At 57.4% G+C, this 22,216-nt stretch carries 22 protein-coding genes; 15 read left to right on the top strand and 7 right to left on the bottom strand.

All coding sequences use genetic code 11. The features are described 5' to 3' along the window. Window positions 1-5: 5 nt before the first annotated feature. Together cynS and OC445_RS04660 are read left to right on the top strand one after the other, a co-directional pair. Window positions 6-476, top strand: a complete 471-nt coding sequence (gene cynS / locus OC445_RS04665; protein ID WP_262019977.1) for a cyanase — start codon at window positions 6-8, stop codon at window positions 474-476. Window positions 477-531: 55 nt separating this feature from the next. Further along, entirely contained in the window at window positions 532-1,371 is an 840-nt protein-coding gene (locus tag OC445_RS04660) for a cache domain-containing protein (protein ID WP_034126612.1), read from the top strand. A gap of 56 nt (window positions 1,372-1,427) precedes the next feature. Here the strand turns inward: OC445_RS04660 and OC445_RS04655 are convergent, their stop codons facing one another. Together OC445_RS04655 and pobA are read right to left on the bottom strand one after the other, a co-directional pair. Further along, window positions 1,428-2,945 carry an MDR family MFS transporter gene (locus OC445_RS04655; RefSeq protein ID WP_054898836.1) on the bottom strand — a complete coding sequence of 506 codons (1,518 nt, stop codon included), beginning with the start codon at window positions 2,943-2,945 and terminating at the stop codon, window positions 1,428-1,430. A 66-nt stretch (window positions 2,946-3,011) separates the two neighbouring features. Then, a complete protein-coding gene (gene pobA / locus OC445_RS04650) occupies window positions 3,012-4,196 on the bottom strand; it encodes a 4-hydroxybenzoate 3-monooxygenase (protein ID WP_262020013.1) in 1,185 nt (394 codons plus the stop codon). A gap of 189 nt (window positions 4,197-4,385) precedes the next feature. Between pobA and OC445_RS04645 the strand changes: the two genes are divergently transcribed. Further along, the gene (locus tag OC445_RS04645; RefSeq protein ID WP_054898838.1) at window positions 4,386-5,261 is read left to right on the top strand and encodes a helix-turn-helix domain-containing protein; all 876 of its coding nucleotides are present in this window, start codon (window positions 4,386-4,388) and stop codon (window positions 5,259-5,261) included. On the opposite strand, the gene OC445_RS04640 is transcribed toward OC445_RS04645, so the two are convergent. Continuing rightward, window positions 5,254-5,433: a hypothetical protein gene (locus tag OC445_RS04640; RefSeq protein ID WP_003189580.1), complete on the bottom strand. Its 180-nt coding sequence runs from the start codon at window positions 5,431-5,433 to the stop codon at window positions 5,254-5,256. The genes OC445_RS04645 and OC445_RS04640 overlap by 8 nt on opposite strands. A gap of 91 nt (window positions 5,434-5,524) precedes the next feature. Beyond that, the gene (locus OC445_RS04635; protein WP_198791483.1) at window positions 5,525-6,430 is read right to left on the bottom strand and encodes a LysR family transcriptional regulator; all 906 of its coding nucleotides are present in this window, start codon (window positions 6,428-6,430) and stop codon (window positions 5,525-5,527) included. Between the two features lie 105 nt (window positions 6,431-6,535). On the opposite strand from OC445_RS04635, the gene OC445_RS04630 reads away from it, so the two are divergent. Together OC445_RS04630 and OC445_RS04625 are read left to right on the top strand one after the other, a co-directional pair. Next, window positions 6,536-7,402: an MBL fold metallo-hydrolase gene (locus OC445_RS04630; RefSeq protein ID WP_060764432.1), complete on the top strand. Its 867-nt coding sequence runs from the start codon at window positions 6,536-6,538 to the stop codon at window positions 7,400-7,402. A gap of 34 nt (window positions 7,403-7,436) precedes the next feature. Beyond that, window positions 7,437-8,051, top strand: coding sequence for an NAD(P)-dependent oxidoreductase (locus OC445_RS04625; protein WP_262019976.1), 615 nt, complete (start codon window positions 7,437-7,439; stop codon window positions 8,049-8,051). Window positions 8,052-8,198: 147 nt separating this feature from the next. On the opposite strand, the gene OC445_RS04620 is transcribed toward OC445_RS04625, so the two are convergent. After that, window positions 8,199-9,068 carry a LysR substrate-binding domain-containing protein gene (locus OC445_RS04620; protein ID WP_252950333.1) on the bottom strand — a complete coding sequence of 290 codons (870 nt, stop codon included), beginning with the start codon at window positions 9,066-9,068 and terminating at the stop codon, window positions 8,199-8,201. Between the two features lie 111 nt (window positions 9,069-9,179). Here OC445_RS04620 and OC445_RS04615 point away from each other — a divergent pair, with 111 nt between their 5' ends. The 3 genes from OC445_RS04615 to OC445_RS04605 all read left to right on the top strand — a co-directional run bounded on the left by OC445_RS04615 (window position 9,180) and on the right by OC445_RS04605 (window position 13,245). Continuing rightward, window positions 9,180-10,802: a 5-guanidino-2-oxopentanoate decarboxylase gene (locus OC445_RS04615; RefSeq protein WP_054898842.1), complete on the top strand. Its 1,623-nt coding sequence runs from the start codon at window positions 9,180-9,182 to the stop codon at window positions 10,800-10,802. A gap of 182 nt (window positions 10,803-10,984) precedes the next feature. Beyond that, window positions 10,985-12,172 carry a cyanate transporter gene (locus OC445_RS04610; RefSeq protein ID WP_054898843.1) on the top strand — a complete coding sequence of 396 codons (1,188 nt, stop codon included), beginning with the start codon at window positions 10,985-10,987 and terminating at the stop codon, window positions 12,170-12,172. A 137-nt stretch (window positions 12,173-12,309) separates the two neighbouring features. Next, window positions 12,310-13,245, top strand: coding sequence for a LysR family transcriptional regulator (locus OC445_RS04605; RefSeq protein ID WP_034126603.1), 936 nt, complete (start codon window positions 12,310-12,312; stop codon window positions 13,243-13,245). Between the two features lie 33 nt (window positions 13,246-13,278). On the opposite strand, the gene OC445_RS04600 is transcribed toward OC445_RS04605, so the two are convergent. Then, the gene (locus OC445_RS04600) at window positions 13,279-14,238 is read right to left on the bottom strand and encodes a LysR substrate-binding domain-containing protein (protein WP_054898844.1); all 960 of its coding nucleotides are present in this window, start codon (window positions 14,236-14,238) and stop codon (window positions 13,279-13,281) included. A gap of 278 nt (window positions 14,239-14,516) precedes the next feature. Here OC445_RS04600 and OC445_RS04595 point away from each other — a divergent pair, with 278 nt between their 5' ends. The 7 genes from OC445_RS04595 (at window position 14,517) to OC445_RS04565 (ending at window position 21,073) form a co-directional block, all read left to right on the top strand. Continuing rightward, window positions 14,517-15,476, top strand: coding sequence for an isopenicillin N synthase family dioxygenase (locus OC445_RS04595; protein WP_034126602.1), 960 nt, complete (start codon window positions 14,517-14,519; stop codon window positions 15,474-15,476). Window positions 15,477-15,490: 14 nt separating this feature from the next. Further along, window positions 15,491-16,027 (top strand): hypothetical protein, encoded by a 537-nt coding sequence (locus tag OC445_RS04590; protein WP_057975672.1) that lies wholly within the window; start codon window positions 15,491-15,493, stop codon window positions 16,025-16,027. A 180-nt stretch (window positions 16,028-16,207) separates the two neighbouring features. Further along, on the top strand, window positions 16,208-17,278 hold the full coding sequence (locus tag OC445_RS04585; protein ID WP_054897595.1) for a fatty acid desaturase family protein: 1,071 nt from the start codon (window positions 16,208-16,210) through the stop codon (window positions 17,276-17,278). Window positions 17,279-17,420: 142 nt separating this feature from the next. Beyond that, on the top strand, window positions 17,421-18,440 hold the full coding sequence (locus tag OC445_RS04580) for a TauD/TfdA family dioxygenase (protein ID WP_082423408.1): 1,020 nt from the start codon (window positions 17,421-17,423) through the stop codon (window positions 18,438-18,440). An 18-nt stretch (window positions 18,441-18,458) separates the two neighbouring features. Further along, entirely contained in the window at window positions 18,459-19,643 is a 1,185-nt protein-coding gene (locus tag OC445_RS04575) for an amidohydrolase family protein (protein ID WP_054897596.1), read from the top strand. 110 nt (window positions 19,644-19,753) lie between these two features. Beyond that, window positions 19,754-20,641, top strand: a complete 888-nt coding sequence (locus OC445_RS04570; protein WP_229999924.1) for a hypothetical protein — start codon at window positions 19,754-19,756, stop codon at window positions 20,639-20,641. Between the two features lie 27 nt (window positions 20,642-20,668). Continuing rightward, window positions 20,669-21,073, top strand: coding sequence for a hypothetical protein (locus OC445_RS04565; RefSeq protein WP_054897598.1), 405 nt, complete (start codon window positions 20,669-20,671; stop codon window positions 21,071-21,073). Window positions 21,074-21,119: 46 nt separating this feature from the next. On the opposite strand, the gene OC445_RS04560 is transcribed toward OC445_RS04565, so the two are convergent. Further along, complete coding sequence (locus tag OC445_RS04560; protein ID WP_003189553.1) at window positions 21,120-22,046, bottom strand: LysR substrate-binding domain-containing protein; 927 nt, start codon at window positions 22,044-22,046, stop codon at window positions 21,120-21,122. Between the last annotated feature and the right edge of the window lie 170 nt (window positions 22,047-22,216).

The following is a 22,216-nucleotide window of genomic DNA, read 5'->3' as shown; positions in this document are numbered from 1 at the left end:
TCACCATGTTGCAATCCCAATTCGCCCAAACCCCACGCCTGGCCCTGGCCGACACCGTTATCGACCTCAAGGCACGCAAAAACCTGGCGTGGCAGGACCTCACCGACGGCACCGGGCTGAGCCTGGCATTCGTCACCGCAGCCCTGCTCGGCCAGCACCCGCTGCCCAAGGAGGCGGCCGACATCGTGTGCGGCAAACTCGGCCTTGACGAGGACGCCAGCCGACTGCTGCAAAGCGTCCCACTGCGCGGCAGCTTCCCGAGCGGTGTGCCGACCGACCCAACCATGTACCGTTTCTACGAAATGCTGCAGGTCTACGGCTCTACCTTGAAGGCCCTGGTGCATGAGCAATTCGGCGACGGCATCATCAGCGCCATCAACTTCAAGCTGGACATCAAGAAAGTCGAAGACCCGGACGGCGGCTCCCGTGCGGTCATCACCCTGGACGGCAAATACCTGCCGACCAAACCCTTCTGATTTGCCGCCAACCGTCTACGCTCTTGGCACACCAACAAGAACGAGGGACGGGTAAATGAAGAGACTGCTCCGATTCACCTGGCTGCTGCTGTTGTGTTGCAGCCAGGTGCATGCCGCCACGGCACAGGAAGCGGATGCCCAAGCCGCCAAGGCCCTGCTGGAAAAAGCCTTGGCGTACTACCACAAGCAAGGTGACAAGGCCTTCGCCGCCTTCAGCCGTCAGGGCGAGTTCATCGACCAGGACCGCTATGTGTTTGTGGTCGATACAAAAGGCGTGCTGTTGGCCAGTGGCGGGCCCTCCTCCGCGCTGATCGGTCGCGATGTGTCCGAGGTGCTCGGGCCCGACCTGCAAGCCTCGTTCAAACAAGCCCTTAGCGTGCCCGAAGGCCAGGGTATCCAGCAGGCTGACTATCGCTGGCAGAACTGGAATGACGGCAAGGTCGAACACAAGCATGTGTTTTATCAGCGGGTGGGCGAACGCATCCTGGCGGTCGGTTATTACTTGCCGCGCGCCACGCCGGAACAGGCACGGGCGCTGCGCAACAAGGCGGTGGAGGCGTTAGTCAAGGATGAAACCGGCACGCTCAAGGCGATCAACTCTTTGCAGGGTGGCTTCCTGCAAGATGACCTGTACGTGTTTGTGGTGGACCTGAACACCCGGCGCTACGTCGCCCACGGCACCAACCTGCGCCTGATCAACACCGATTTTGCCAAGATCAAGGACCCGGATGGCAAACCGGTGGGTGTGCCGATCCTCCAGATGATGGCCGAACAGGACCAGGGCGAATACAAATACCGCTGGAAAAACCCGGTGACCGGCAAGGTCGAGAACAAGCATGCCTATGTGCGCAAGAGCGGGCATTTCATGGTTGCGGTGGGGTATTACAGCCCCTGATCCTGATCGTTCCCACGCTCTGCGTGGGAACGCCGCCTGGGACGCTCCGCGTCCGCTTATCTAACTTTGTCTTCACGGCCGCGCAGTACCCGATTCGGCATCGCTATCGCAGCGGCCAACCCCAGCAGCGACACCGCCGCACTCACCATCAGCAAATGCCGGAACGTCACCGCCAGCTCGTCGCGCAACGCATCCTGCGCCGGGCCGGGTGCGGCGTTGAGGCCGTCGAGCAGTACGTTGCCGGAACTGCCTTCGGCCACCAGTGCGCCGCTCGTCAAATGGGCGAAACTGGAATCGTGCAACAGCGCCAGCAGCAACGCCGACATGCAGGCCACCCCCACTGCCCCGCCCAGGGAGCGAAACAGGTTGGTGGTGCTGGTGGCCACACCGATATCCCGTTGCTCTACCGAGTTCTGCGTACCCACCAACGAGGTCGGGAACTGCATGCCGGCGGCGATACCGCACAACAACATGAAGACGCTGGTAAGCGCCACCGCCTGGGGGGCGCTGTAGGCCATGCCGAGAATCGCCAGCGGGCTCAACACCGCGCCGCTGAGGATCATCGGTTTATAGCGGCCGGTCACCGAGGTCATGCGCCCGGCGAAATACGCGCCCATCGGCAAGCCCATCGCCAACGGCAGCAAGTGCAGGGCTGCGCTGTCGGCACCAGCGCCGGTCACGGTCTGGTAGCGCAGGGGCATCAGCACCGTCAGGGAAATCGCCTGGAAGCTGGTGACGAAAATCGTGCACCAGCACAACACCGCACTGCGGTTGGCAAACAAGTGCATCGGCAACAGCGGTTCCCGTGCGCGGCGTTCGTGCCATACAAACACGCTCAAGGCCAACAGGGCACAGGCCAGCAACCCCAGCACTTGATCGTCACGCCACGAATGGCCCTGGCCGATTTCAGTGATGCCCAGCAACAAGGCGGTGAGGCCGACGATCATCAGCACCGTGCCGAGGTAATCGATGATCGGCTTGCGCTGCGGCACCGGCAGCCCCACCAGAGTGCGATGGGCCACGTACCAGGCACCGACGCCCAGTGGCAGGTTGATCAAAAACACCCATCGCCACGACAGGTACTCGGTCATATAACCGCCCAGTACCGGCCCGGCCACGCTGGCCACCGCGTACATGCTGCTGAAATACCCCTGATAACGTCCCCGTTCGCGGGGAGGAATAATGTCGCCAATGATCGCCTGGCTCACCGAGACCATCCCGCCAGCGCCGATACCCTGCAGAACCCGCGCCAGCACCAGTTGCTCCATGCTTTGCGCAAGGCCGCAGAACAGCGACGCGAGGGTGAACACGCCCATGCCGATGAGCATCATGGGGCGGCGCCCATACAGGTCACCGAGCTTGCCGTAGATCGGCACCGCCACGGTCATCGCTACCATGTAGCCGGAGATCACCCAGGCGAGCAGGTTGACGTCATGGAACTGTGCGGAAATGGCCGGCATGGACACGGCGACAATGGTCTGGTCCAGGGCACCCAGGAAGATCGCCATCATCAGCGCGACCAGGATACTGCGCACGGCGGGAACGGTTGGAGCGGGCTGATAGAGGTGTGTCACGGCAGAACCTTCGAGCAGGGCCCACAGGCAACGGTCACCGGTGGGAATGCTCGATACGATAGCAGGCTATTCGATAGGCTCGTAAGGAAGGCCGACGTAATTTTCTGCGATGGTTTTACGCCCAGCCTCAGAGCGAATGAAATAGTCCAGTTCGCTTTCGGCAATACGCTGGCTGAAGTCATCCGCCTGGGGAAACTGATGCAGCATCGAGGTCATCCACCAGGAAAACCGCTCGGCTTTCCACACTCGGCGCAGGCAGATTGCCGAGTATTTTTCCAGCAAGTCCAGGCGCCCTTCGCGGTACACCTTGAGCAAGATGCGGAACAAGGTGCTCACATCACTGGCTGCCAGGTTCAAGCCCTTGGCACCGGTGGGCGGCACAATGTGCGCGGCATCGCCGAGCAGGAACAGGCGCCCGTACTGCATGGGTTCCACCACAAAGCTGCGCAGCGGCGCGATGCTTTTCTCGATAGACTGGCCGGTCACCAATTGTTCGGCCAATGAGCCGGGCAGGCGGCTTTTGAGTTCATCCCAGAAACGTTCATCCGCCCAGTCTTCCAGCTTCTCTTCGACCGGCACTTGCAGGTAGTAACGGCTGCGGGTCGGCGACCGCATGCTGCACAGCGCAAAACCCCGCGCATGTTTGGCGTACACCAGTTCGGCATGTACCGGCGGCGTGTCGGCCAGCACGCCCAGCCAGCCGAAGGGATAGACCCGTTCGAACACCTTCAGCGCTTGCGCCGGTATCGACTGGCGGGCCACGCCATGGAAACCGTCGCAGCCGGCAATGTAGTCGCACTCCAGGCGACAGGCTTGGCCTTCATGCTCAAAGGTCAGCCACGGCTGTTCACTTTTCAGGTCATGGGGTTGAACATTGGAGGCTTCGTACAGAGTGATGGCACCCGCGGCTGCGCGGGCGGCCATCAGGTCGCGGGTGACCTCGGTCTGGCCGTAGATCATCACCGACTGGCCGCCGGTCAAGGCCTTGAGGTCGATGGAGGTGAGTTGGCCATTGAGGGCAATATCAAACCCGTCGTGCACCAGACCCTCGGCGTCCATGCGTTGGCTGACGCCGGCTTCGCGCAGCAGGTCGACCATGCCCTGTTCCAACACACCGGCACGGATACGGCCTTGTACGTAATCGGCGCTCTGACGCTCTAGAACGAGGGTCTGGATGCCAGCGTTGTGCAGCAGTTGGCCGAGCAGCAATCCGGAAGGACCGGCACCAATAATGGCGACTTGGGTTTTCAGGGTTTTCATTATTTTTATGACCTTCAAGCTTCACGCGAACGTATGGAGTGAAAGAGTTGTCATTGCTCTTGTGGCTGACATTTTTCACTTGAGTGAGGCTCATAAGAAGGTGAAAACTGCGTCAAAACCTGTGCTTTTCGCCAATCGGGGCGATTACCGAACCATTATCCTGAGTATCGGATTGAAACCATGACCAAAACCGCGATTCCGGTCTTCAAGCTTTACGGGGAAAGCCAGCAGTGGCCGACTCCCGATTTGTTGCACTGCGAAACCATTTCCCGGCGCAGTCGGGAATACCAGTGGGAAATCCAGCCCCACCGGCACGCGGACCTGTGCCAGTTGCTGTATGTGCACAAAGGCCAGGCACAACTGGAAATCGAGGGCCAGCGCACCACGCTTAACGAGTCGAGCCTGCAAGTGCTGCCACCGCTGTGCGTGCATGGCTTTCGTTTTTCCGAGGATGTGGAAGGGTTTGTGGTAACGCTTTCGGCGCCGCTGGTCAGCCACTTGCAGGCGCAACTGGGCTCTACCGTCGATGGCCTGCACACACTCGGCAGCTACCCGGCGGGCAAGGACAGCGATTACTTGAACAGCCTGTTCGTACGCTTGCAGGACGAATACGCCGATGACCAACCGGCACGGGACATGATGCTGCACGCCCTGGTCAGCGTGTTGTTGGTATGGGTCAGCCGCCAGGCGATCGAGCGCCGCCATCCACGCGCGCCGCGGGGTCGTGAGTACTTTCGGCGGTTTACGCAACTGGTCGAACAGCATTACCGCGAACACCCGAAGATTGAAGACCTGGCCCACAAGCTGGGCATCTCGGTCTCACATTTGAACGGGACGTGTCGGGAGTTGGGTGGGCAACCGGCGTTGCAGATCATGCATGACCGCCAATTGCTGGAAGCCAAGCGCCTGCTGACCTACACCAGCATGACCATCAACGAGATGTCCGAAGTGCTGGGCTTTTCCGACCCGACCAACTTCTCACGGCTGTTTCGCCGCAGGGTCGGGTTTTCACCCAAGGCGTTTCGTGAACAACTGAAGGCAGAGCAGCCTACCTGAGCGCACTGAAACTGCCGGTGCGGGGAACGCATTGGTCCTGATGGCAGCTGATAGCGAACGCCGCTGGCTGCATGCGCGTTTGCTCGACGCGGTAGGCGGCAGTCCCATACAGCGCTGTCGCCAATGCGCAGAGGGTGAAAATTGTCAGGTACTTTCTGGTTTTGATGCTCATGGCACAGACCTCTGAACGGATCTACAGGGTGCTGTTTAAAGCATAGGTCAACTTGCCCTGATGCGATGCCATTCAGCGCGCTTATTTCAGCTCAAAGCCAGACATCCCAAACTGGCTCTTCGGGAAAGCGCAGCACCAGGAAATCCAGGAGGCTACGCAACGCCGAAGGCATGTGTTTGCGTGAGGCGTACACCGCATAGATGTTCATTTGTCGTGGCTCGGCGTGCGGCAGCAAGCGCACCAACTCCCCACTGCGAATCAGCTCGCCGGCCTGATAACTGGGCAGCATCGCCACACCTGCCCCGGCCAGCGTCACGCGCATTAACGTGCTGGCCTCGTTGGCCGTGATATTGCCGTGGACCGGCACCGACACGTGCTCTCCGTTTTCTTCGAAATGCCACAGGCTCTTGCCGAAGTAGGAGTGAGTCAGGCAATTGTGCCGGGCCAGGTCTTCGACTTTCTGCGGCGCCGGATGCTCGCGCAGATAAGCCGGTGTGGCGCACACCACCGAGCGACATACGGTCAGGCGCCGGGCGATCAGGTTGGGGTCCAGATCGTTGCTGGTGCGGATCGCCAGGTCGATGCGCTCGTCCACCAGGTTCACCGTGCGATCAAGCATCTGCAAATCCATCGTCACCAGGGGGTAAAGCTTGACGTATTCGGCAATCGCCGCGCCCAGCTGCGCCTGGCCGAACGAGGTGCTGACGCTCAGGCGCAACAGACCTCGGGGCGCGTCATCGGGTTCGCTGACGGCGGCCTGCATATCCCCACACAAATCCAACAATTGCCGGCAACGCGGTAGTGTTTCACCCCCGGCGGCAGTGAGGCTGAGCTTGCGCGTGGTGCGGTGCAGCAGGCGTGCGCCCACCCAGTCTTCCAGCTCCGCCAGGTAACGCGAGACCACCGGGCGCGACAGGTCAAGGTGGTCGGCGGCGGCGGATTGGCTGCCCAGGTCCACCACGGTGACAAACACGCGCATTGCTTGAAGACGATCCATGATTTGCCCGATTTTAGAAACAAACTATGTCCCAGCATCGCATTTTTTGTCGCGTTTTATGCAACTAAGCTCTGTGCATCCCTTATCTATGGCAGGAGCTGCCCGATGTTCTCGACCTTCAAACGCTTGACCCTGGCTACTGCCGCCCTGGCATTCGCTGCCCACGCTGCGGCGGCAGAGCTGAAACTGGACGTGTACAACCCAGGCGAAGCCGCGATCTTCCCGGTCAGCTCGGTGCTGGTGAGCGGCGAGAAAGACGCGATCCTGGTGGATGCGCAATTCGGCAAAGGCCAAGCCGAGCAACTGGTGCAGAAGATCCGCGCGAGCGGCAAACGCCTGACCACCATCTACATCAGCCATGGCGACCCGGACTACTACTTCGGCCTGGACACCCTCACCGCCGCTTTCCCCGACGCCAAGGTGCTGGCGCCGCAGCCGGTGGTCGACCATATCAACGCCACTGTCGCCGACAAGCTGGCCTTCTGGGGCCCGAAAATGGGCGCAGACAAACCGGCCAAGACCCTTGTACCGCAGGTACTTAAAGGCCACAGCCTGACCCTGGAAGGACAGCAGCTTGAAGTGGTGGGCCTCGACGGCCCGCAGCCAGATCGCAGCTTTGTGTGGATCCCGTCGATCAAAGCCGTGGTTGGTGGTGTGGTTATCGCTGAAAACATCCACGTCTGGATGGCTGATACCCAGAGCGCGCAATCCCATAAAGACTGGTTGGCCACCCTCAAGCGCATTGAAGACCTGAAACCGAACACCGTGGTGCCAGGCCATTACCTGGGCACGCCATCGCTGGCCTCGGTCAACTTCACCGCCGATTACATCAAGGCCTTCGACCTCGAAACCGCCAAGGCCAAGGACTCCGCCGCCCTGATTGCGGCCATGAAAAAACGCTACCCCACCCTCGCCGACGAAAGCTCGCTGGAACTGAGCGCCAAAGTCGCCAAGGGCGAAATGAAGTGGTAACTGGCTTTAAACCTTAACCCTGTTGGAGAACATCATGAGCAAGATTGCAATCATTGGTGCCACCGGCCGCGCCGGTAGCCAACTGCTGGAAGAAGCGCTGCGTCGCGGGCATACCGTCACCGCCATCGCCCGCAATACCGACAAGCTGGCTGTGCGCCCAGGCGTTACGGTCAAACAGGTTGATGCCCTGGATGCCGAGGCCTTGCAACACGCCATCAGCGGTAGCGACGTGGTGGTCAGCGCGGCGCACTTCGCCACCCTTCCCGCCAGCGCCGTGATCGGCCCGGTGAAAAAGGCCGGGGTGAAACGTTTGTTGGTGGTCGGCGGCGCAGGTTCGCTGTTGTTGCCCGGTGGCGGGCGCGTGATCGACAGCGAAGGGTTCCCGGCTGAATATAAAGCTGAAGCCAGTGCCGGGGCTGACTTCCTGGAAACGTTGCGTCAGGAAAAGGAGCTGGACTGGACCTTCCTGTCGCCATCGGCCCTGTTCGACGGCACCGAGCGCACGGGCAAATTCCGCCTGGGCACGGATGATCTGCTGATGGACAGTGACGGCAACAGTTCGATCAGTTTTGCCGACTTCGCCATCGCCATGCTGGATGAAGTGGAGACACCGAAGCACTCGCGCCAGCGCTTTACGGTCGGTTACTGACCCAACGCTGGCTTGCCTTTTTTGTAGGAGCGAGCTTGCTCGCGAAAAACTCACAGGCGCCGCGTTCATTCAGGATGTAGGCGTTATCGTTGACGTTTTTCGCGAGCAAGCTCGCTCCTACATAGGGCGATGTACGGGCAAGCCAGCTCACGCACTGGCCTCACTCACCAACCAATCCATCAGCGCGACCAACCCAACCGACGGTTCCGTCCCCGGCGGATACACCAGGAAATACCCCATCCCCGTCGACACCCGCAGTTCAAACGGCATCGCCAACCGCCCCGCCTTCAGATCCTCGCCAATCAGCGCACTGTCGCCCATCGCCACCCCGGTGCCCTGGGACGCTACGGTCATTGCCAAGTCCAAGGTTTCGAAGTGGTGCCGTTGGATGGGATCGCTCAAGCAGGCATTGGCAGCCTTGAGCCACAACGTCCAATCGCGCTCGTCTCGGGTCGGGTGCAACAGTACCTGATGCTGCAAATCCTGCGGCGTACGCAAACTGCCCAGCAACCCAGGCACGCAGACCGGCGTTAGGCGCTCGTCGAATAAGTGCCGCGCCTCGGCCGACTGCTCGGCGATGGGCCCGTAGATCACCGCCGCGTCAAACGTCTCACGACGAAAGTCGACGTTATAGGCCACCGTCGTGGTGAGCTCCACCGGCACATCCGGGCGTTCTTTTTGCCATTGCAGCAAGCGCGGCAACAACCAGCGCATCACGCAGGTGGACGCTTTGAGCTGCAAGGTGCGGCGCCGGTCACCGATGTGCTCCACCGCGTCAGCGAGCAAGCCAAACACCTGTTGCGCGCACGCCAGCCATTCGCGCCCCTCCTCCGTCAGGCTCAAGCCCCGCGCCTGGCGCTGAAACAGGGCATAGCCCAACTGGCTTTCCAACCCGGCCACCTGCCGGCTCACCGCGCCCTGGGTGATGTGCAGGTGTTCGGCGGCACGGGTGAAGTTGCAGCACTGGGCCGTGACCCAGAAGGTGTGCAACGCAGGTAACGGAGGGAGGCGTTTCATCGGGGTGCAGCCATGACGGGAGGACATGGCGAGTATGACTTTTTATCGATTGTTGCCGCCACTGGCCAACCGCTCCAATAGCGCTTCGAATCCATCACAAGAGCGACCTGTATGGCGACCTGCGGCGAAGTATTGGTGCACCTCCTGGAACGCTACGGCGTGGACCACGTGTTCGGCATTCCCGGCGTGCACACCGTGGAGCTGTACCGGGGCCTGGCGCGCTCCAGTATTCGGCATATCACCCCGCGCCACGAACAGGGCGCCGGCTTCATGGCCGACGGTTATGCGCGCACCTCTGGCAAGCCCGGCGTGTGCTTTATCATCACCGGCCCCGGCATGACCAATATCACCACCGCCATGGGCCAGGCCTATGCCGACTCGATCCCGATGCTGGTGATTTCCAGCGTGCAGGCACGCAGCCAGTTGGGCGGCGGGCGCGGCAAGTTGCATGAACTGCCGAACCAGAGCGCGCTGGTGGCCGGGGTGGCGGCGTTCTCCCATACCTTGATGTCAGCGGCCGAACTGCCCGCCGTGCTGGCGCGGGCGTTTGCGTTGTTCCAGGCTGGTCGGCCGCGCCCGGTGCATATCGAGATCCCCCTGGATGTGTTGGTGGAAAATGCCGACGCGTTGCTGGGCAGCACGCCTGTCAGCGTCACCCGTGCCGGCGCAGCACCGGCTGCCATTGAGCAGATGCGCCAGTGGCTGGCTGCGGCCAAGCGCCCGCTGATCCTGGCCGGTGGCGGCGCCATTGACGGCGCCACCGAACTGACCCACCTCGCAGAAACCCTCGGCGCGCCCGTGGCCTTGACCATTAACGCCAAGGGTATGTTGCCCGCCGCGCACCCGCTGCTCATCGGCTCCACGCAGACACTGCCCGCCACCCGTGCCTTGGTGGCTGAAGCTGACGTGGTATTGGCGATCGGCACCGAGTTGGCGGAGACCGACTACGACGTCACCTTCGCCGGCGGTTTCAACATTCCCGGAACGCTGCTGCGCATCGATATCGACCCGGACCAGACCGTACGCAACTACCCGCCCCAAGTGGCACTGGTGGCCGATGCGCGCATTGCCGCCCAAGCCCTGCTTACCGAAATCAACCGCCAGCCGCTGGCGCCGCGCACTGCCGACTGGGGTGCAGCACGCGTCTCCCGTTTGTGGGCCGAGCTGGAACCTGCCTGGGACGCTGCGACGCGTGCGCAAACCCGGTTTCTCAACGCGGTTCTGGAGGAATTGCCCGGCGTGATGTTCGTGGGCGACTCCACTCAACCGGTGTACAGCGGCAACCTGACCCTGAACCTCGACCACCCACGTCGGTGGTTCAACGCCTCCACCGGTTACGGCACCCTGGGTTATGCCCTGCCCGCCGCCATGGGTGCCTGGCTCGGGCGCGGCGATGGCCAACCGGTGGTGTGCCTGATCGGCGACGGCGGTTTGCAATTCACCTTGCCGGAACTGGCCAGCGCGGTGGAGGCCCGTACTCCTGTGATTGTGCTGTTGTGGAATAACCAGGGTTATGAAGAGATCAAGAAGTACATGGTCAACCGTGACATCGAGCCGGTGGGTGTGGACATCTACACGCCGGACTTTATCGGCGTGGCCACGGCCTTGGGTTGCGCGGCAGAAAGCATCCGCGGCATCGAACATCTTCGCACCGCATTGCATGCTGCTGCTGATCGCCAGGGGCCGACGCTGCTTGAAATCGACCAAGGGCGGTGGGAGTTGACGAATCTGTAATCCCGCAACGCTGGACCTGTGGCGAGGGAGCTTGCTCCCGTGACGCCCTGCCAGCCAGCGCCCAATGCGCGCTTACCTCACCCCTCGGCATCTGCATTTTTTCAATAGCCCCTGCGACTTTCTGATTTGCCCCGCTGCACGCTCCATGGCCTGATTCGCCCTTGTTCATTCAAGGCAGGCCCATGGAAAACGTTCAGGCAAAATCCACCTCCGCACTATGGCTGATGATCAGCGTAGTGCTCGTCGCTCTCAACTTGCGCCCCTCGATGGCGGCCGTGGGGCCCTTGCTGGCGTCGATTCGTGCGGATGTGCCGCTAAGTTTCAGCAGCGCCGCCTTACTGACCATGTTGCCGGTCATGGCCATGGGCCTGGCGATGTTCTTTGGCATGGACTTGGCCAAGCGCGTGGGCGAGCATCGCAGCATTGTGCTGTCGCTGCTGGTGATTGGGCTGGCGACCTTGTCGCGGTTGTTCCTGGATTCGGCACTGGAACTCATCGTGAGTGCCATCGCGGCGGGAGTCGGCATTGCGCTGATTCAGGCATTGATGCCGGCGCTGATCAAGTCGCGGTTCAGTGCCAATGTCTCGTTATTCATGGGCCTGTATGTCACCGCGATCATGGGCGGCGCGGCTCTGGCTGCTTCGTTCTCGCCGTTGGTGCAAGCCCGGACCGGCAGTTGGCGTATCGGCCTGGCTATCTGGGCACTGCTGGCGTTGCTGGCCCTGGTGTTCTGGTATGCCCAGCGTGCGGCACTGCCGCCGTTGCCTCAAGCCGGCTCGGGCCCTCAGGAGGCTTTTTTCAGCAATCGCCGCGCCTGGTTGCTGGCGATCTTTTTTGGCCTCGGCACCGCGTCCTACACCTGTGTGCTGGCGTGGCTGGCGCCCTACTACGTCGAGCAGGGTTGGAGTGAACAGAATGCCGGCTTGCTGCTGGGCTTCTTGACCGCCATGGAAGTGATCTCCGGCCTGGTCACCCCGGCCATCGCCAACCGCCGCCAGGATAAGCGTAGCGTGGTGGCGGTGTTGCTGGTGCTGATCATCCTGGGTTTCTGCGGGCTCATTCTCAGTCCGCAACACTGGAGCCTGTTGTGGCCATGCCTGCTCGGCCTGGGGATTGGCGGCCTGTTTCCGATGAGCCTGATCCTGTCCCTGGACCACCTCGACAACCCGCGCCGCGCCGGTGGCCTTACCGCGTTTGTGCAGGGCATCGGTTATCTGATCGCCGGCCTGTCGCCGCTCATCGCCGGCATGATCCGCGACCAATTGGGCAGCTTCGAATGGGCCTGGTGGTCATTGATGGCAGTGAGCGGGCTGATGCTGCTGATCGTCATGCGGTTCAACCCGGCGCATTACGCACGCCATATCCGCTGACGTCGTATTACAAACATTTTTTGTCCCACACAAAACATTGAAGGGTCCTACAGAGCTTTCTATTGGTACGAGCGTTCCGTTAACATTTTGCTCAGTCTTGTACTGAGTTCGGTACAAAGGGTTTACGGACGAAACCGATGCTAAACAGTAACTTGCTCAGAAAGCTCGATATGCAGGATTTGATGGTGTTCATCGCCGTCTACGACCAGAGCAGCGTTACCGAGGTGTCTGAAACGCTGTTCGTCAGCCAGTCCACCGTGAGCTATAGCCTGAAGAAGCTGCGCACCAGCTTTGAAGATGAGCTGTTTATCAACACCCGCGCAGGCATGCGTCCTACGTACAAGGCCACCACCATGTACGAGCACGTGCACAAGATTCTGGAAAGCATCAACCTGTGCCATGCCGGTGGCCAGGCTTTTGATCCGACCCAACAGGCCGTGACCTTCAATGTGTGCGCGCCGGAATATTTCGAACAGTTGATCCTCCCGCGCCTGCTGAAGCGCTTCGACCATGCCGACCTGCCGGTAATCGTCAATGTGCAGAAGCTGGAAACCGACATCCCCGCCGACGACCTGCGTGAAGGTCGCCTGGACCTGGTGATCTGCTTCGGCCCGCACTTTCACCGCGCTCACAAAGACTTCAAGACCCAGATGCTGTTGGAGGACGACTTGGTCTGCGTGTGCGACCAACGCTCAGCGCCGAGAGAACAGGCGTTCAGCCTGCAATCCTTCGTTGAGCGGCGCCACGTATTCCCTACGCCGTGGACCTCCGACACCAACATGATCGATGGCTGGCTTGCGCGCCAGGCCCGCAAGCGTCAGGTGATTGCACGGGCCAACAGCTACAGCGCGGCATTGAAGATGATTGCCGGCACCGATTTCATCGTCACCTTGCCCCGCCGCGTGCAAAAGTTACTGGCACCAGCGCCGGCATTCGGTGTTTGCGAAGCACCTAACGGTTTGCCGGGGTTCACCCTGGATATGCAGTGGAACGAAACCAGTGGGCAGGACAGCGCCAATACCTGGTTTCGGGAACAAGTGGTGAAGGTGTGTGCGGATCAGGGTTTGTTATAGGAACGCGCCTGATCAAGCTCTCCACCCCCCTAATCAGATAGCCAGTGACGTTCGGCGCTTAATGACAGCCTGCGACGCGACATCCCGAGCGACAGGGCAATCGATATGGCAGTCTGCTATTACTTTGACCATCCACGCCAGAAACTGCTTTACGGCACCTGAACGCTCACGCCCCGGCACGCATACAGCTGAAAACTGCGCGCCCGGAATCTTGATGTCGGGCCTGTAAGGAATCAGCAATCCATTCGCAACATAGTCTGCCGCCAAGACCGTGCTCGCCAGCGTCAAGCCATGCCCGGCAATAGCGGCCTGGAGCGCAAAATGCTCATCGTTGTATTCACGATAGACCGCGTTTGATAGCCAACTTTCATGATTCGCAGCCGCGCACCAGGACGCCCAACTAATTGAAGCGGGCGATGACGTAGCCCAACGTATATTTATAAGTTTCAAAGAAGCTTCAACTTCCTCTTGCCTCCAGTGGGCATGAGAGAAAACACCAAACTGTTCGCGCATAAGCGCGTGGCTGTACAAGTCTGGAAAATCGCGAAACCCACAACGAATCGCTAAATCAACAGATGAGTCACGAAACAAATCCACCACTTCATTACTGGTTTCAACACTGACATGAATGTCTGGATGTTCGCTATAAAATTTCGCCAGCCGAGGGATCAACCATAAAGACGCAAATGCCGGCGTGGTAGAAACTCGGAGTGTGTTGGAGTCGGCGGGTGGCTTGAGCGAAGACATACTACCGCTTATATCCAGAAACGAAAGATGCACCTTTGAATATAGCCTCTCACCGTTCGCTGTGAGTTGAACACCGTGGGGAGTGCGTACAAAAAGCATACTGCCCAGTAAGTTTTCAAGTGTTTTTATTTGTTGTGATACTGCCGCTGGGGTAACAAACAACTCCGCGGAGGCTGCTTTAAACCCACCGAGTCTTGCGGCAGATTCAAATGCACGAATGGCTGTCAACGGCAATTTTGCGAACATTAATCAATCCCCCTTCCATGGTAAAAAAACTAAGCCAGGCTTACTTTATCTGATTTGCCTTCGCTTTCATAGAAGTGAATTCTAGGCTACGCCACCTAGCCGGTAACAGGAGGCGCGTCGATCGAGAATGTCGAGTCCATACTGACTGCGCTTGCGGATTGACGAAATTCTTTAGTCTAACTAAATGACACTGGCCTATATACGGTCTATCCCTGAGTGCACTTCAGCGTTCATGGAGTAGGTCTCGTTGCGCCTTTTTTAGAGCACATGGTGCATTCATGGAAAAGAACATACCTATCATTGACGTCGGTAGTTTGACGCAGGGAGCAGAGATATCACCACGTCTAGTAAAGGAGATCGACAACGCGTGCAGGGAGGTCGGATTTTTCACCGTCGTCAATCACGGTGTAGATAACACGCTTATTTCAACTGTCTTCTCTCAAATAGAATCGTTTTTTGACCTGCCTGTTCAGGCCAAGGAAAAAATCGAAATTCATAAATCCCCCTATATGCGTGGCTACTTTAGCGAAGGCGCTGATAAGTCGGATGGCATATTGGGCGATGTCAAAGAGGGTTTTGACATGGCCGCGGACTTGTCGCTTGACGACGAGTTCGTAAAAGCCAAATTACCTTTTTACGGCCCCAATGTATGGCCAGAGGAATTACCCGACTTCAAGCTTGCGATGAGGGAATATCACTCGCAAATGCTTGCGTTCGGAAAAAAACTGCTAAACGTGTTTGCCCTTGCTCTCAATATGCCGATCGATTACTTCGATGATAAATTCAAGAAGCCGATGGCCCAATTGAGAGTCCTGCGTTATCCCTCCACCCAATATACGCAGGGAGCGCCGATGGGTGCTGGAGAGCATACAGACTTCGGCTGGATCACGATGATCTCGGAAAGTGCCACCGGGGGGTTAGAGGTACAGAGTGCCAACGGCACCTGGATCAAAGTCAAACCCATCCCAAATGCCTTTGTCGTCAATGTCGGGGATCTAATGTCTCGCTGGACGAATGACCGTTACAAGGCAACGCTGCATCGAGTGATAAATACCTCCGGCAAATTACGCCATTCGGCGGCGTTCTTTATGGACCCAGACTACACCGCCAAAGTGGAGTGCCTGCCCAGCTGTTGCGCAGACGGCAGTCCTGCGAAATACGGAGCGATCATCGCGGGTGAGTACATGGACCAGAGGTTCTTGGAAACCACCACATTTCGTGAACTTGAACCCAACTAGTAGGAGTATTGAACGTGCTAGGTAAAGAATACACATTCTATCTATCAGCGATCGTAGCGATACTGGGCACCGTGGGCTATCACATGCTCATGAAGAAAATACCGTCTACGATCAACCCCTTGGTTTCAATTGTCAGTATTTATGTGGCGATCGTTATCCTGTCCACCTTGATGTTGCCGTTTTTTTTGGGCAGTGGAACGTTACTCGCGGGCTTGAAGCAAATGACCTGGCTTCAGGGAGGCATCGCGTTTTGCATCTTGATGATGGAAATCGGCTTTTTGATGATGTATCGCAGTGGATGGGACCTCAGTACGGGCAATATCGTTACCGGCGCCATTATCAATATTGCGCTCGGCTTTATCGGGGTATTTCTGCTTAAAGAAGGACTCTCTTATTTAAATATTGCCGGTGTTTTATTGTGCATCGTCGGCGTGATACTGATCGGCTACAAATCCAGTAGCAGCGAACAACCCGTGGACGCGGATACGCACGCTACGGTCTCGCTAGTACCACCTTCACTGGTGCCAGATGCAACACCAAAAGAACCCTAGCCAGCCGTACACCTGCAATACATCTCTGGCATTGTGTATGCACACATATTCAAACCCCGCCGTTAGTTCCACATGCGCACGGAAGTGATTACACCTGTCCAGGCATGATAGGTTGTTCAATGCTAGCCCCCAAACCAGCTCAATAAGCGTTTCAGTGATTTTGCTCTTGAAGGTGATGAGATGTCTTTACTGTATGCTGATAATTATCTGCGCGCCATCAAAGACGCCAACGTGAAAACCCTGCTTATTTCAATAGCTAAAGAGCGAAGACTGTTGCCATCGGTGATGATACTAAGTGCAATAGCATCCTTCACTGTAGGGGGCATATTCCTGGCGTATACTCAACAGATCGTTGCGGTACTCGGTGCGATTATCTTGATTGCCCTTGCCAAAATCTGGTCCTGGTACCTGAGCCACGATTGCGCGCACAATTCTGTTTTCAAGTCGAAGAAAGTCAATTCTGTCATCGGAGAGTTGCTGTCTTTCCTTAACGGCCTCTCTTTCTTTTCATTTGAAGCCTATAGAAAAGATCATGTTCGCCATCATGCCGAAAAAATTGATATTGGTGGGTTCGATAGTGGTCACTTTGCTGTCGCTCATCCGAGGCTATTCAGTGCAATCATTGTTGCAGAAAAAATATATCTTCCCGCCTTCTACTATGTGATCAAGCTTACCAATATTTACTCCGTGATATTCAGCGGCAGCAGGCGCGAAGTTGCAAGGGGTATTGGAAGCCTGTGCATTTACATTGTAGCCTTCGCTACGTTTGCCCGGTTCTCCCTGATACTTGTGGTGGTATGGCAAGCCTCCTCCTTCCTTAGGATACACATCGTACGATTCGTCGACTGTTTCCAGCATTCTTTCCAGCAGGTGTATACGGCGGGAGAAAAGCTAACCCATGGAAAACACTACGAAATCCAGAATACCTTCTCCGTACCGGTGGCAAGAAAGTTTACCTTCCTCAATCTGATTATTTTGAATTTTGGTTACCACGCGGCCCACCACTGCTTTCCAACATGCCCTTGGTATATGTTGCCACAACTGGAAGCTGCCATAACCAAACAGTTGAGGCTTTACGGAATAACGGACACAAGAGAAGAAAGCACGCCATTCTTCAACTTCATGACTGCCTACCATCGTGGGCGGTTATCAAGAATCATCAGCACCGATGAAGGACAACCCTACGATGTTGATGGCCAATTTAACACCCACCATTTCACCGGTGCGTACACAGATAAGCTCTTAGGTTGAGTCACCCACTCAGGTCGGGCCTTATCAAAGCATGGACACTGTCAGGTCGTGGATACGGAGACCCCCACCTCAGCGCTTGAAAGTCGTAACTTACTTATAACTCAACTCATGACAAATCAATCAGATCTATAAAGGAGTGCGTGTGGACGATTCATGTGCAGACGCCAACAGCTTCTGGCTGACGGCTGTTGAAAAAGAGAGTATTCGGGACGCGCTCATAGACATTTGTTACGAGCCAACGGGAGGGCGAGACTACATCCACCTCATTCGCATGACCGCTTATCAAAAGTTTCCCGCGCGACTTCTAAAAAAGCTTGAATCACTTAAAGATGACGATGCTTCTTATTGTGTATTTGAGAACCTTCCGATTGATGACGCATTTGGCAGCCCGCAAGGCGACGCTAATAGCTTGAACTTCAAAAGTGGTTATCTTTCTGAAAATGTGCTGGTTGCCCTGGGCAGTTTGATAGCGGAGCCCTACTCCATCAAGCATGAGGGGCCAAAACTGGTCAATGACTTGGTACCGCATCCGGAGGCCGTAGGCGAGTATACCGGCAACGGTTCGGACCTGGAGTTGGACCTGCACACCGAAAATGCCTTTCAGGCTTATGACTCCCGTGGAGACACCTCGCCGCTGGCTCTTCTGCTTCTCGGCGTTCGCGGTGACCCTGCCGGGGTGGGCCCGAAAACCTGGGTGGCCGATGCGAGGGAAGCCCTTCAGGTTCTGGAACAGGCCGATATTGAAATCCTATATGGCAAACATTTCATCATTCGTCAGCCCTACCGCTGGAGGAACAGTGCCGCAGGCGCGAAAGAAACTCATGTGTACCCAATTCTGAGCGGCCCGCTGACTCACCCTAGAGTCACTGCTGCGTTTTACCCGGACATGGTAATTGCCGCTGATCACGAAGCACAAAATACCCTGTTGAGGTTTTACAACGCGCTTAAAAGCGTAGCGCGGCCGCTGGACATTCAACCTGGCAAGTTGGTGTACATCAACAATCGTTTCATGCTCCATTCGCGTGACAAGTTCACCCCCAGTTTCGATCCAGAGGGGCATGCGTATCGTTGGATCCAGCGTTTGTTCATCACGAACAACTTGTGGAACTTCCGTTCATTCAACAAGTGTGGCGCGCGGATATTCGAACCCGTTACTCGATGATATAAAGAGATAAATTAAATGTCGAACCATAAGCCATATACATCAATTATTCATAATATAGGCACTTTCCTCACGGGTGATCTCGCGTCTCCACTCATTACAGCAGATACCCTCGTCAGTGTTGATGGAATGATCACCTACGTGGGTCAGGCAGCAGATGTGGATTTTTCACACGCAGACCTGGTGATTGACGCCAAGCAGAGCACGGTCATGCCAGGTTTGATCGACAACCACACTCACCCGACCCTGGGTGAGTACAGCCCGCGCTCTGGCAACCACAATTGGATCTGGCACTCCTTGCAGGGCGGCGTGACGACCATGATCTCTGCCGGGGAAGTGCACGTTCCGGGGCTACCGACCGACAGGGTCGGTACTATCGCCATGGCAATCGCAGCGCAGCGCTCTTTCTCCAATGCGCGCCCTAGCGGAATAAAAATGGAAGCCGGCGCGCCACTGCTCAACGATGAATTTTCGGATGAGGATTTCGCCGCAATGGTTGCTCAAGGCATCAACCAACTGGGAGAGGTCGGGATAGGCCCGGTCAAGTCAGTCAGTCGTGCAGCTGAATTGGTCAAGATGGCTCGCAAACACGGCATGACTTCCATTACCCACACGGGCGGTCCTTCAATTTCTACCTCCCAGAGCATGGGTGCAGAAGAGATCCTTGAAATTGCGCCCGATATCATCGGGCACATCAATGGCGGCTATACCGCACTGGCACCCAGCCAAATCAGATGCCTGTGTGAAGGCTGTCTGGGTGCCCTGGAAATCGTACATAACGGCAACGAGTTCGCGGCGGTCACCACCCTGAATTACGCACGAGAAATGAACCAACTGGACCGTATCGTCATTGGCACGGATTCCCCTGCCGGATGTGGGGTTCCCGCGCTTGGCATGCTCAGGGCAATTGCCTTGCTCAGTAGTTTCGGCGACGTTCCACCGGAAAAGGCCGTCTGTTTCGCAACGGGTAACACCGCCAAGGTGAGAAAGTTGAATCGGGGGATTCTGGGCGTCGGAAGAGAAGCCGACATTCTGATCGCCTGTGGGCCTTTGGGAGGAGCGCAACCCAGCGTACTTGGAAGTTTCAGCAGTGGTGACCTTCCAAGTATTACCTCGATTCTGATCGATGGGCGCCTGGTCGTGAGGCAATCCAGGAACTCGCCACCGCCATCTGTCACACCTGAAATAACTCTGCGTACCTAATAGCAGCGTCCCGAAAGGGACGTCGCCTCGAGAGCACTCATATGCATAGAATTCTGCCCGAAATTACGCGCAGAGGGCCTACCGTACTCGCATGCGGTTGCGCAATTGGATTGGCTATTCCCTATCTTGCAGACTTGGCGAGGCCATTGCTCGCCGTCATGGTTTTCATATTTGTCCTGGGCACTCTCCTGCGTATTAACAACGCTGAAGTCATCACTGCAGCCAGAAACTTGAAAATATCCCTGATATTTCCAGCCCTGATGGTGGTGGCTTGCCCTTATATTTTTGGAATGCTTTCGCTTTACCTCACCGGCAATCAAGAACTTTCCCTTGCGATAGCCATCGCTGTTGCCGCCCCGCCCGCCAGCGGAAATGCAGCCGTCGCGAGAATGCTCGGGCTTGACCCTTCCATGTCACTGGTGACTGCGCTCTGCTCAATGGCAATTATCCCTGTCACCGCTCCGATGATACTCCACCTATTCGCTGATGGCCTTTCACTCTCCTTGAACCCCGTTGATCTGGCGATCAGACTGGCCGTGTTGATAGGAGGCGCCGAAGGCGCTGCTATTTTGATACGTCGTTTTTCGCACACCTTCGTCGCCACGCACGGCCTGGCTATTGACGGTATTGTCGTCATCGCGCTTTTCCTCTTTGCAGTAGGCACGATGGCGGGCATGCAGCAGGTAATTCTGGAGACCCCGTCGTTGGCCATCTCGATGATCGCCATTGCCTATTGCATCAACGTCTGCCTGCAGCTCCTCATGGGCTGCTTATATCCCGGGTCATTGATCGCCAAGTTCACCATGGCACTCAACGGTGGCAATAGAAATGTTGGACTATTATGGTCTGCTCTTGGTGTCAGCTTATCGCCCACAATGGCGTTGTATTTTGCATGCTGCCAACTGCCTATTCACACCATGCCGAAGATACTGCAGTTTGTTTTACCCAGAGTTGAAAGCTATTTGAACAAACTGGTTTTAAGCAAGAATCGAATCTGAGCTATTACTGCCTGGAACTGCATAAAAATGATACTCACGCCAGAAAATATCAGGCAGATTGCCGAACGCTCTTCGCTGGAGACTACTGCCTGCTCTTGTATTCGGGGCTTGTCGCAGGGGTGGGAAACCTTACCCAAAACACTCGAGGCGAGCAGCCTGTTGCGCTTCCTAGGCGAAATCTCGACCGATAGGGCACAAGAACTCAGCCTTGAGGAATACCACCCGAACGGTACCCATTTCTGGTCTGAAGACGCGCCTATCTGCTTTGATTTCTTTCCTTATAATATTTCAAGCGTCTGGGGCTGTAAGTGTTGCGCGCGAGCATTCCTCAGGTTTACGGAAGCAGGCGCCTATCACTCCGAACAACGCATCCGTATTTTGCGTGCGTCGCTGATTGGCAACCCCGTTCAAGAAGAGCACGTTCAGGATTAGCCGTTCTTGAGGCGCCCCCCTCCTTCCCCTAGCACGGGTATAAACCTCAGGCTTTATTCGCTACCAACCCGCGATCACTCATGAATGCCTCCAGCCGCGAGCGCATCCAGCGTTCCGCCGGGTCTGTGTCAACGTGGCTGAGCCACACCATGGACAAATCCAGGGTCGGGGTTTCGAACGGGAACGGCTCGCAGAACAGATTCCCGCTGGCGGCCATAGCCTGGGCGGTGTAATCCGGCAGGCTGGCGATCATGTCGGTGCCGGCAAGCAAGGCCGGCAACGAACTGTATTGCGGCACCGAGAGCACTACATGGCGTTTGCGGCCCACCTCTGCCAGCCACTCATCGGCAAACCCGGCCACATTGGCGGTGTGGGACACCAGCACGTGGGGCCGTGCGCAATATTCGTCAAGGGTCAGCGGGGTGTCCGAGGCATCGGCGCGCAGCAGGCACGGGCGGATGTGCCGCAATAGCTTGCGCTTGGCATTGGCCGGCAACCCGCGGGTCTGGGTGATTCCGACGGTAATATCGCCAGAAGCCAGCAGGTCGGGAATGCGCCAATAATCCACATGCTGCACCACGAACACCACCTGCGGCGCTTCCTGACGCAAGGCCCGTAGCAAGGGTGGCAGCAGGCCGAACTCAACGTCATCGGACAGGCCGATGCGGAAAGTCATGGTGCTGATGGACGGGTCGAAATCATGGGTCAGGCTCAGGGCCGAAGACAGCGAGTCGAGGGCCGGCGACAGGTGCTGGATGATCTCCTCGGCGCGCGCCGTAGGCTCCATGCGATGGCCGACACGAATAAACAGTGGGTCGTTGAAGAGGGTACGCAGGCGGTTGAGGGCCGAACTGATGGTCGGTTGGCCGAGAAACAGCTTCTCCGCAACCCGCGTCACATTGCGCTCGAGCATCAGTGCTTCAAAGACCACCATCAGATTGATGTCGGCCTTGCGTAATTCATTGCGATTCATCGGCGCCTGCCCCTTTCCCCAAGACAAGCGGCAGTTTAGGAAGGCTGCGGGGCTGCGTCTATGTGCGTACTGCTCAATAACGGGTTGGGGACGGTAAATCTGCGTTTGAAGGTTGCCGCTGCGCTTAAAAATGTGGGAGCGGGCTTGCTCGCGAAGGCGGTAAGTGGAGA

This window comes from Pseudomonas sp. Pse35 (genome assembly GCF_024519715.1).
In the GTDB taxonomy this organism is placed as follows: Bacteria; Pseudomonadota; Gammaproteobacteria; order Pseudomonadales; family Pseudomonadaceae; genus Aquipseudomonas; species Aquipseudomonas paracarnis.
Note: the sequence above shows the minus strand (reverse complement) of the source record. Positions and strands in the feature narration are given on the sequence as shown.

Coding starts and splice junctions, on each gene's coding strand:
- OC445_RS04635 (WP_198791483.1), bottom strand. CDS start 6,430: ATGGATCGTCTTCAAGCAATGCGCGTGTTTGTCACCGTGGTGGACCTG.
- OC445_RS04645 (WP_054898838.1), top strand. CDS start 4,386: ATGACCAAAACCGCGATTCCGGTCTTCAAGCTTTACGGGGAAAGCCAG.
- OC445_RS04560 (WP_003189553.1), bottom strand. CDS start 22,046: ATGAATCGCAATGAATTACGCAAGGCCGACATCAATCTGATGGTGGTC.
- OC445_RS04610 (WP_054898843.1), top strand. CDS start 10,985: ATGGAAAACGTTCAGGCAAAATCCACCTCCGCACTATGGCTGATGATC.
- OC445_RS04630 (WP_060764432.1), top strand. CDS start 6,536: ATGTTCTCGACCTTCAAACGCTTGACCCTGGCTACTGCCGCCCTGGCA.
- OC445_RS04615 (WP_054898842.1), top strand. CDS start 9,180: ATGGCGACCTGCGGCGAAGTATTGGTGCACCTCCTGGAACGCTACGGC.
- OC445_RS04640 (WP_003189580.1), bottom strand. CDS start 5,433: ATGAGCATCAAAACCAGAAAGTACCTGACAATTTTCACCCTCTGCGCA.
- OC445_RS04620 (WP_252950333.1), bottom strand. CDS start 9,068: ATGAAACGCCTCCCTCCGTTACCTGCGTTGCACACCTTCTGGGTCACG.
- cynS (WP_262019977.1), top strand. CDS start 6: ATGTTGCAATCCCAATTCGCCCAAACCCCACGCCTGGCCCTGGCCGAC.
- OC445_RS04585 (WP_054897595.1), top strand. CDS start 16,208: ATGTCTTTACTGTATGCTGATAATTATCTGCGCGCCATCAAAGACGCC.
- OC445_RS04660 (WP_034126612.1), top strand. CDS start 532: ATGAAGAGACTGCTCCGATTCACCTGGCTGCTGCTGTTGTGTTGCAGC.
- OC445_RS04565 (WP_054897598.1), top strand. CDS start 20,669: ATGATACTCACGCCAGAAAATATCAGGCAGATTGCCGAACGCTCTTCG.
- OC445_RS04600 (WP_054898844.1), bottom strand. CDS start 14,238: ATGTTCGCAAAATTGCCGTTGACAGCCATTCGTGCATTTGAATCTGCC.
- OC445_RS04625 (WP_262019976.1), top strand. CDS start 7,437: ATGAGCAAGATTGCAATCATTGGTGCCACCGGCCGCGCCGGTAGCCAA.
- OC445_RS04595 (WP_034126602.1), top strand. CDS start 14,517: ATGGAAAAGAACATACCTATCATTGACGTCGGTAGTTTGACGCAGGGA.
- OC445_RS04575 (WP_054897596.1), top strand. CDS start 18,459: ATGTCGAACCATAAGCCATATACATCAATTATTCATAATATAGGCACT.
- OC445_RS04605 (WP_034126603.1), top strand. CDS start 12,310: ATGCTAAACAGTAACTTGCTCAGAAAGCTCGATATGCAGGATTTGATG.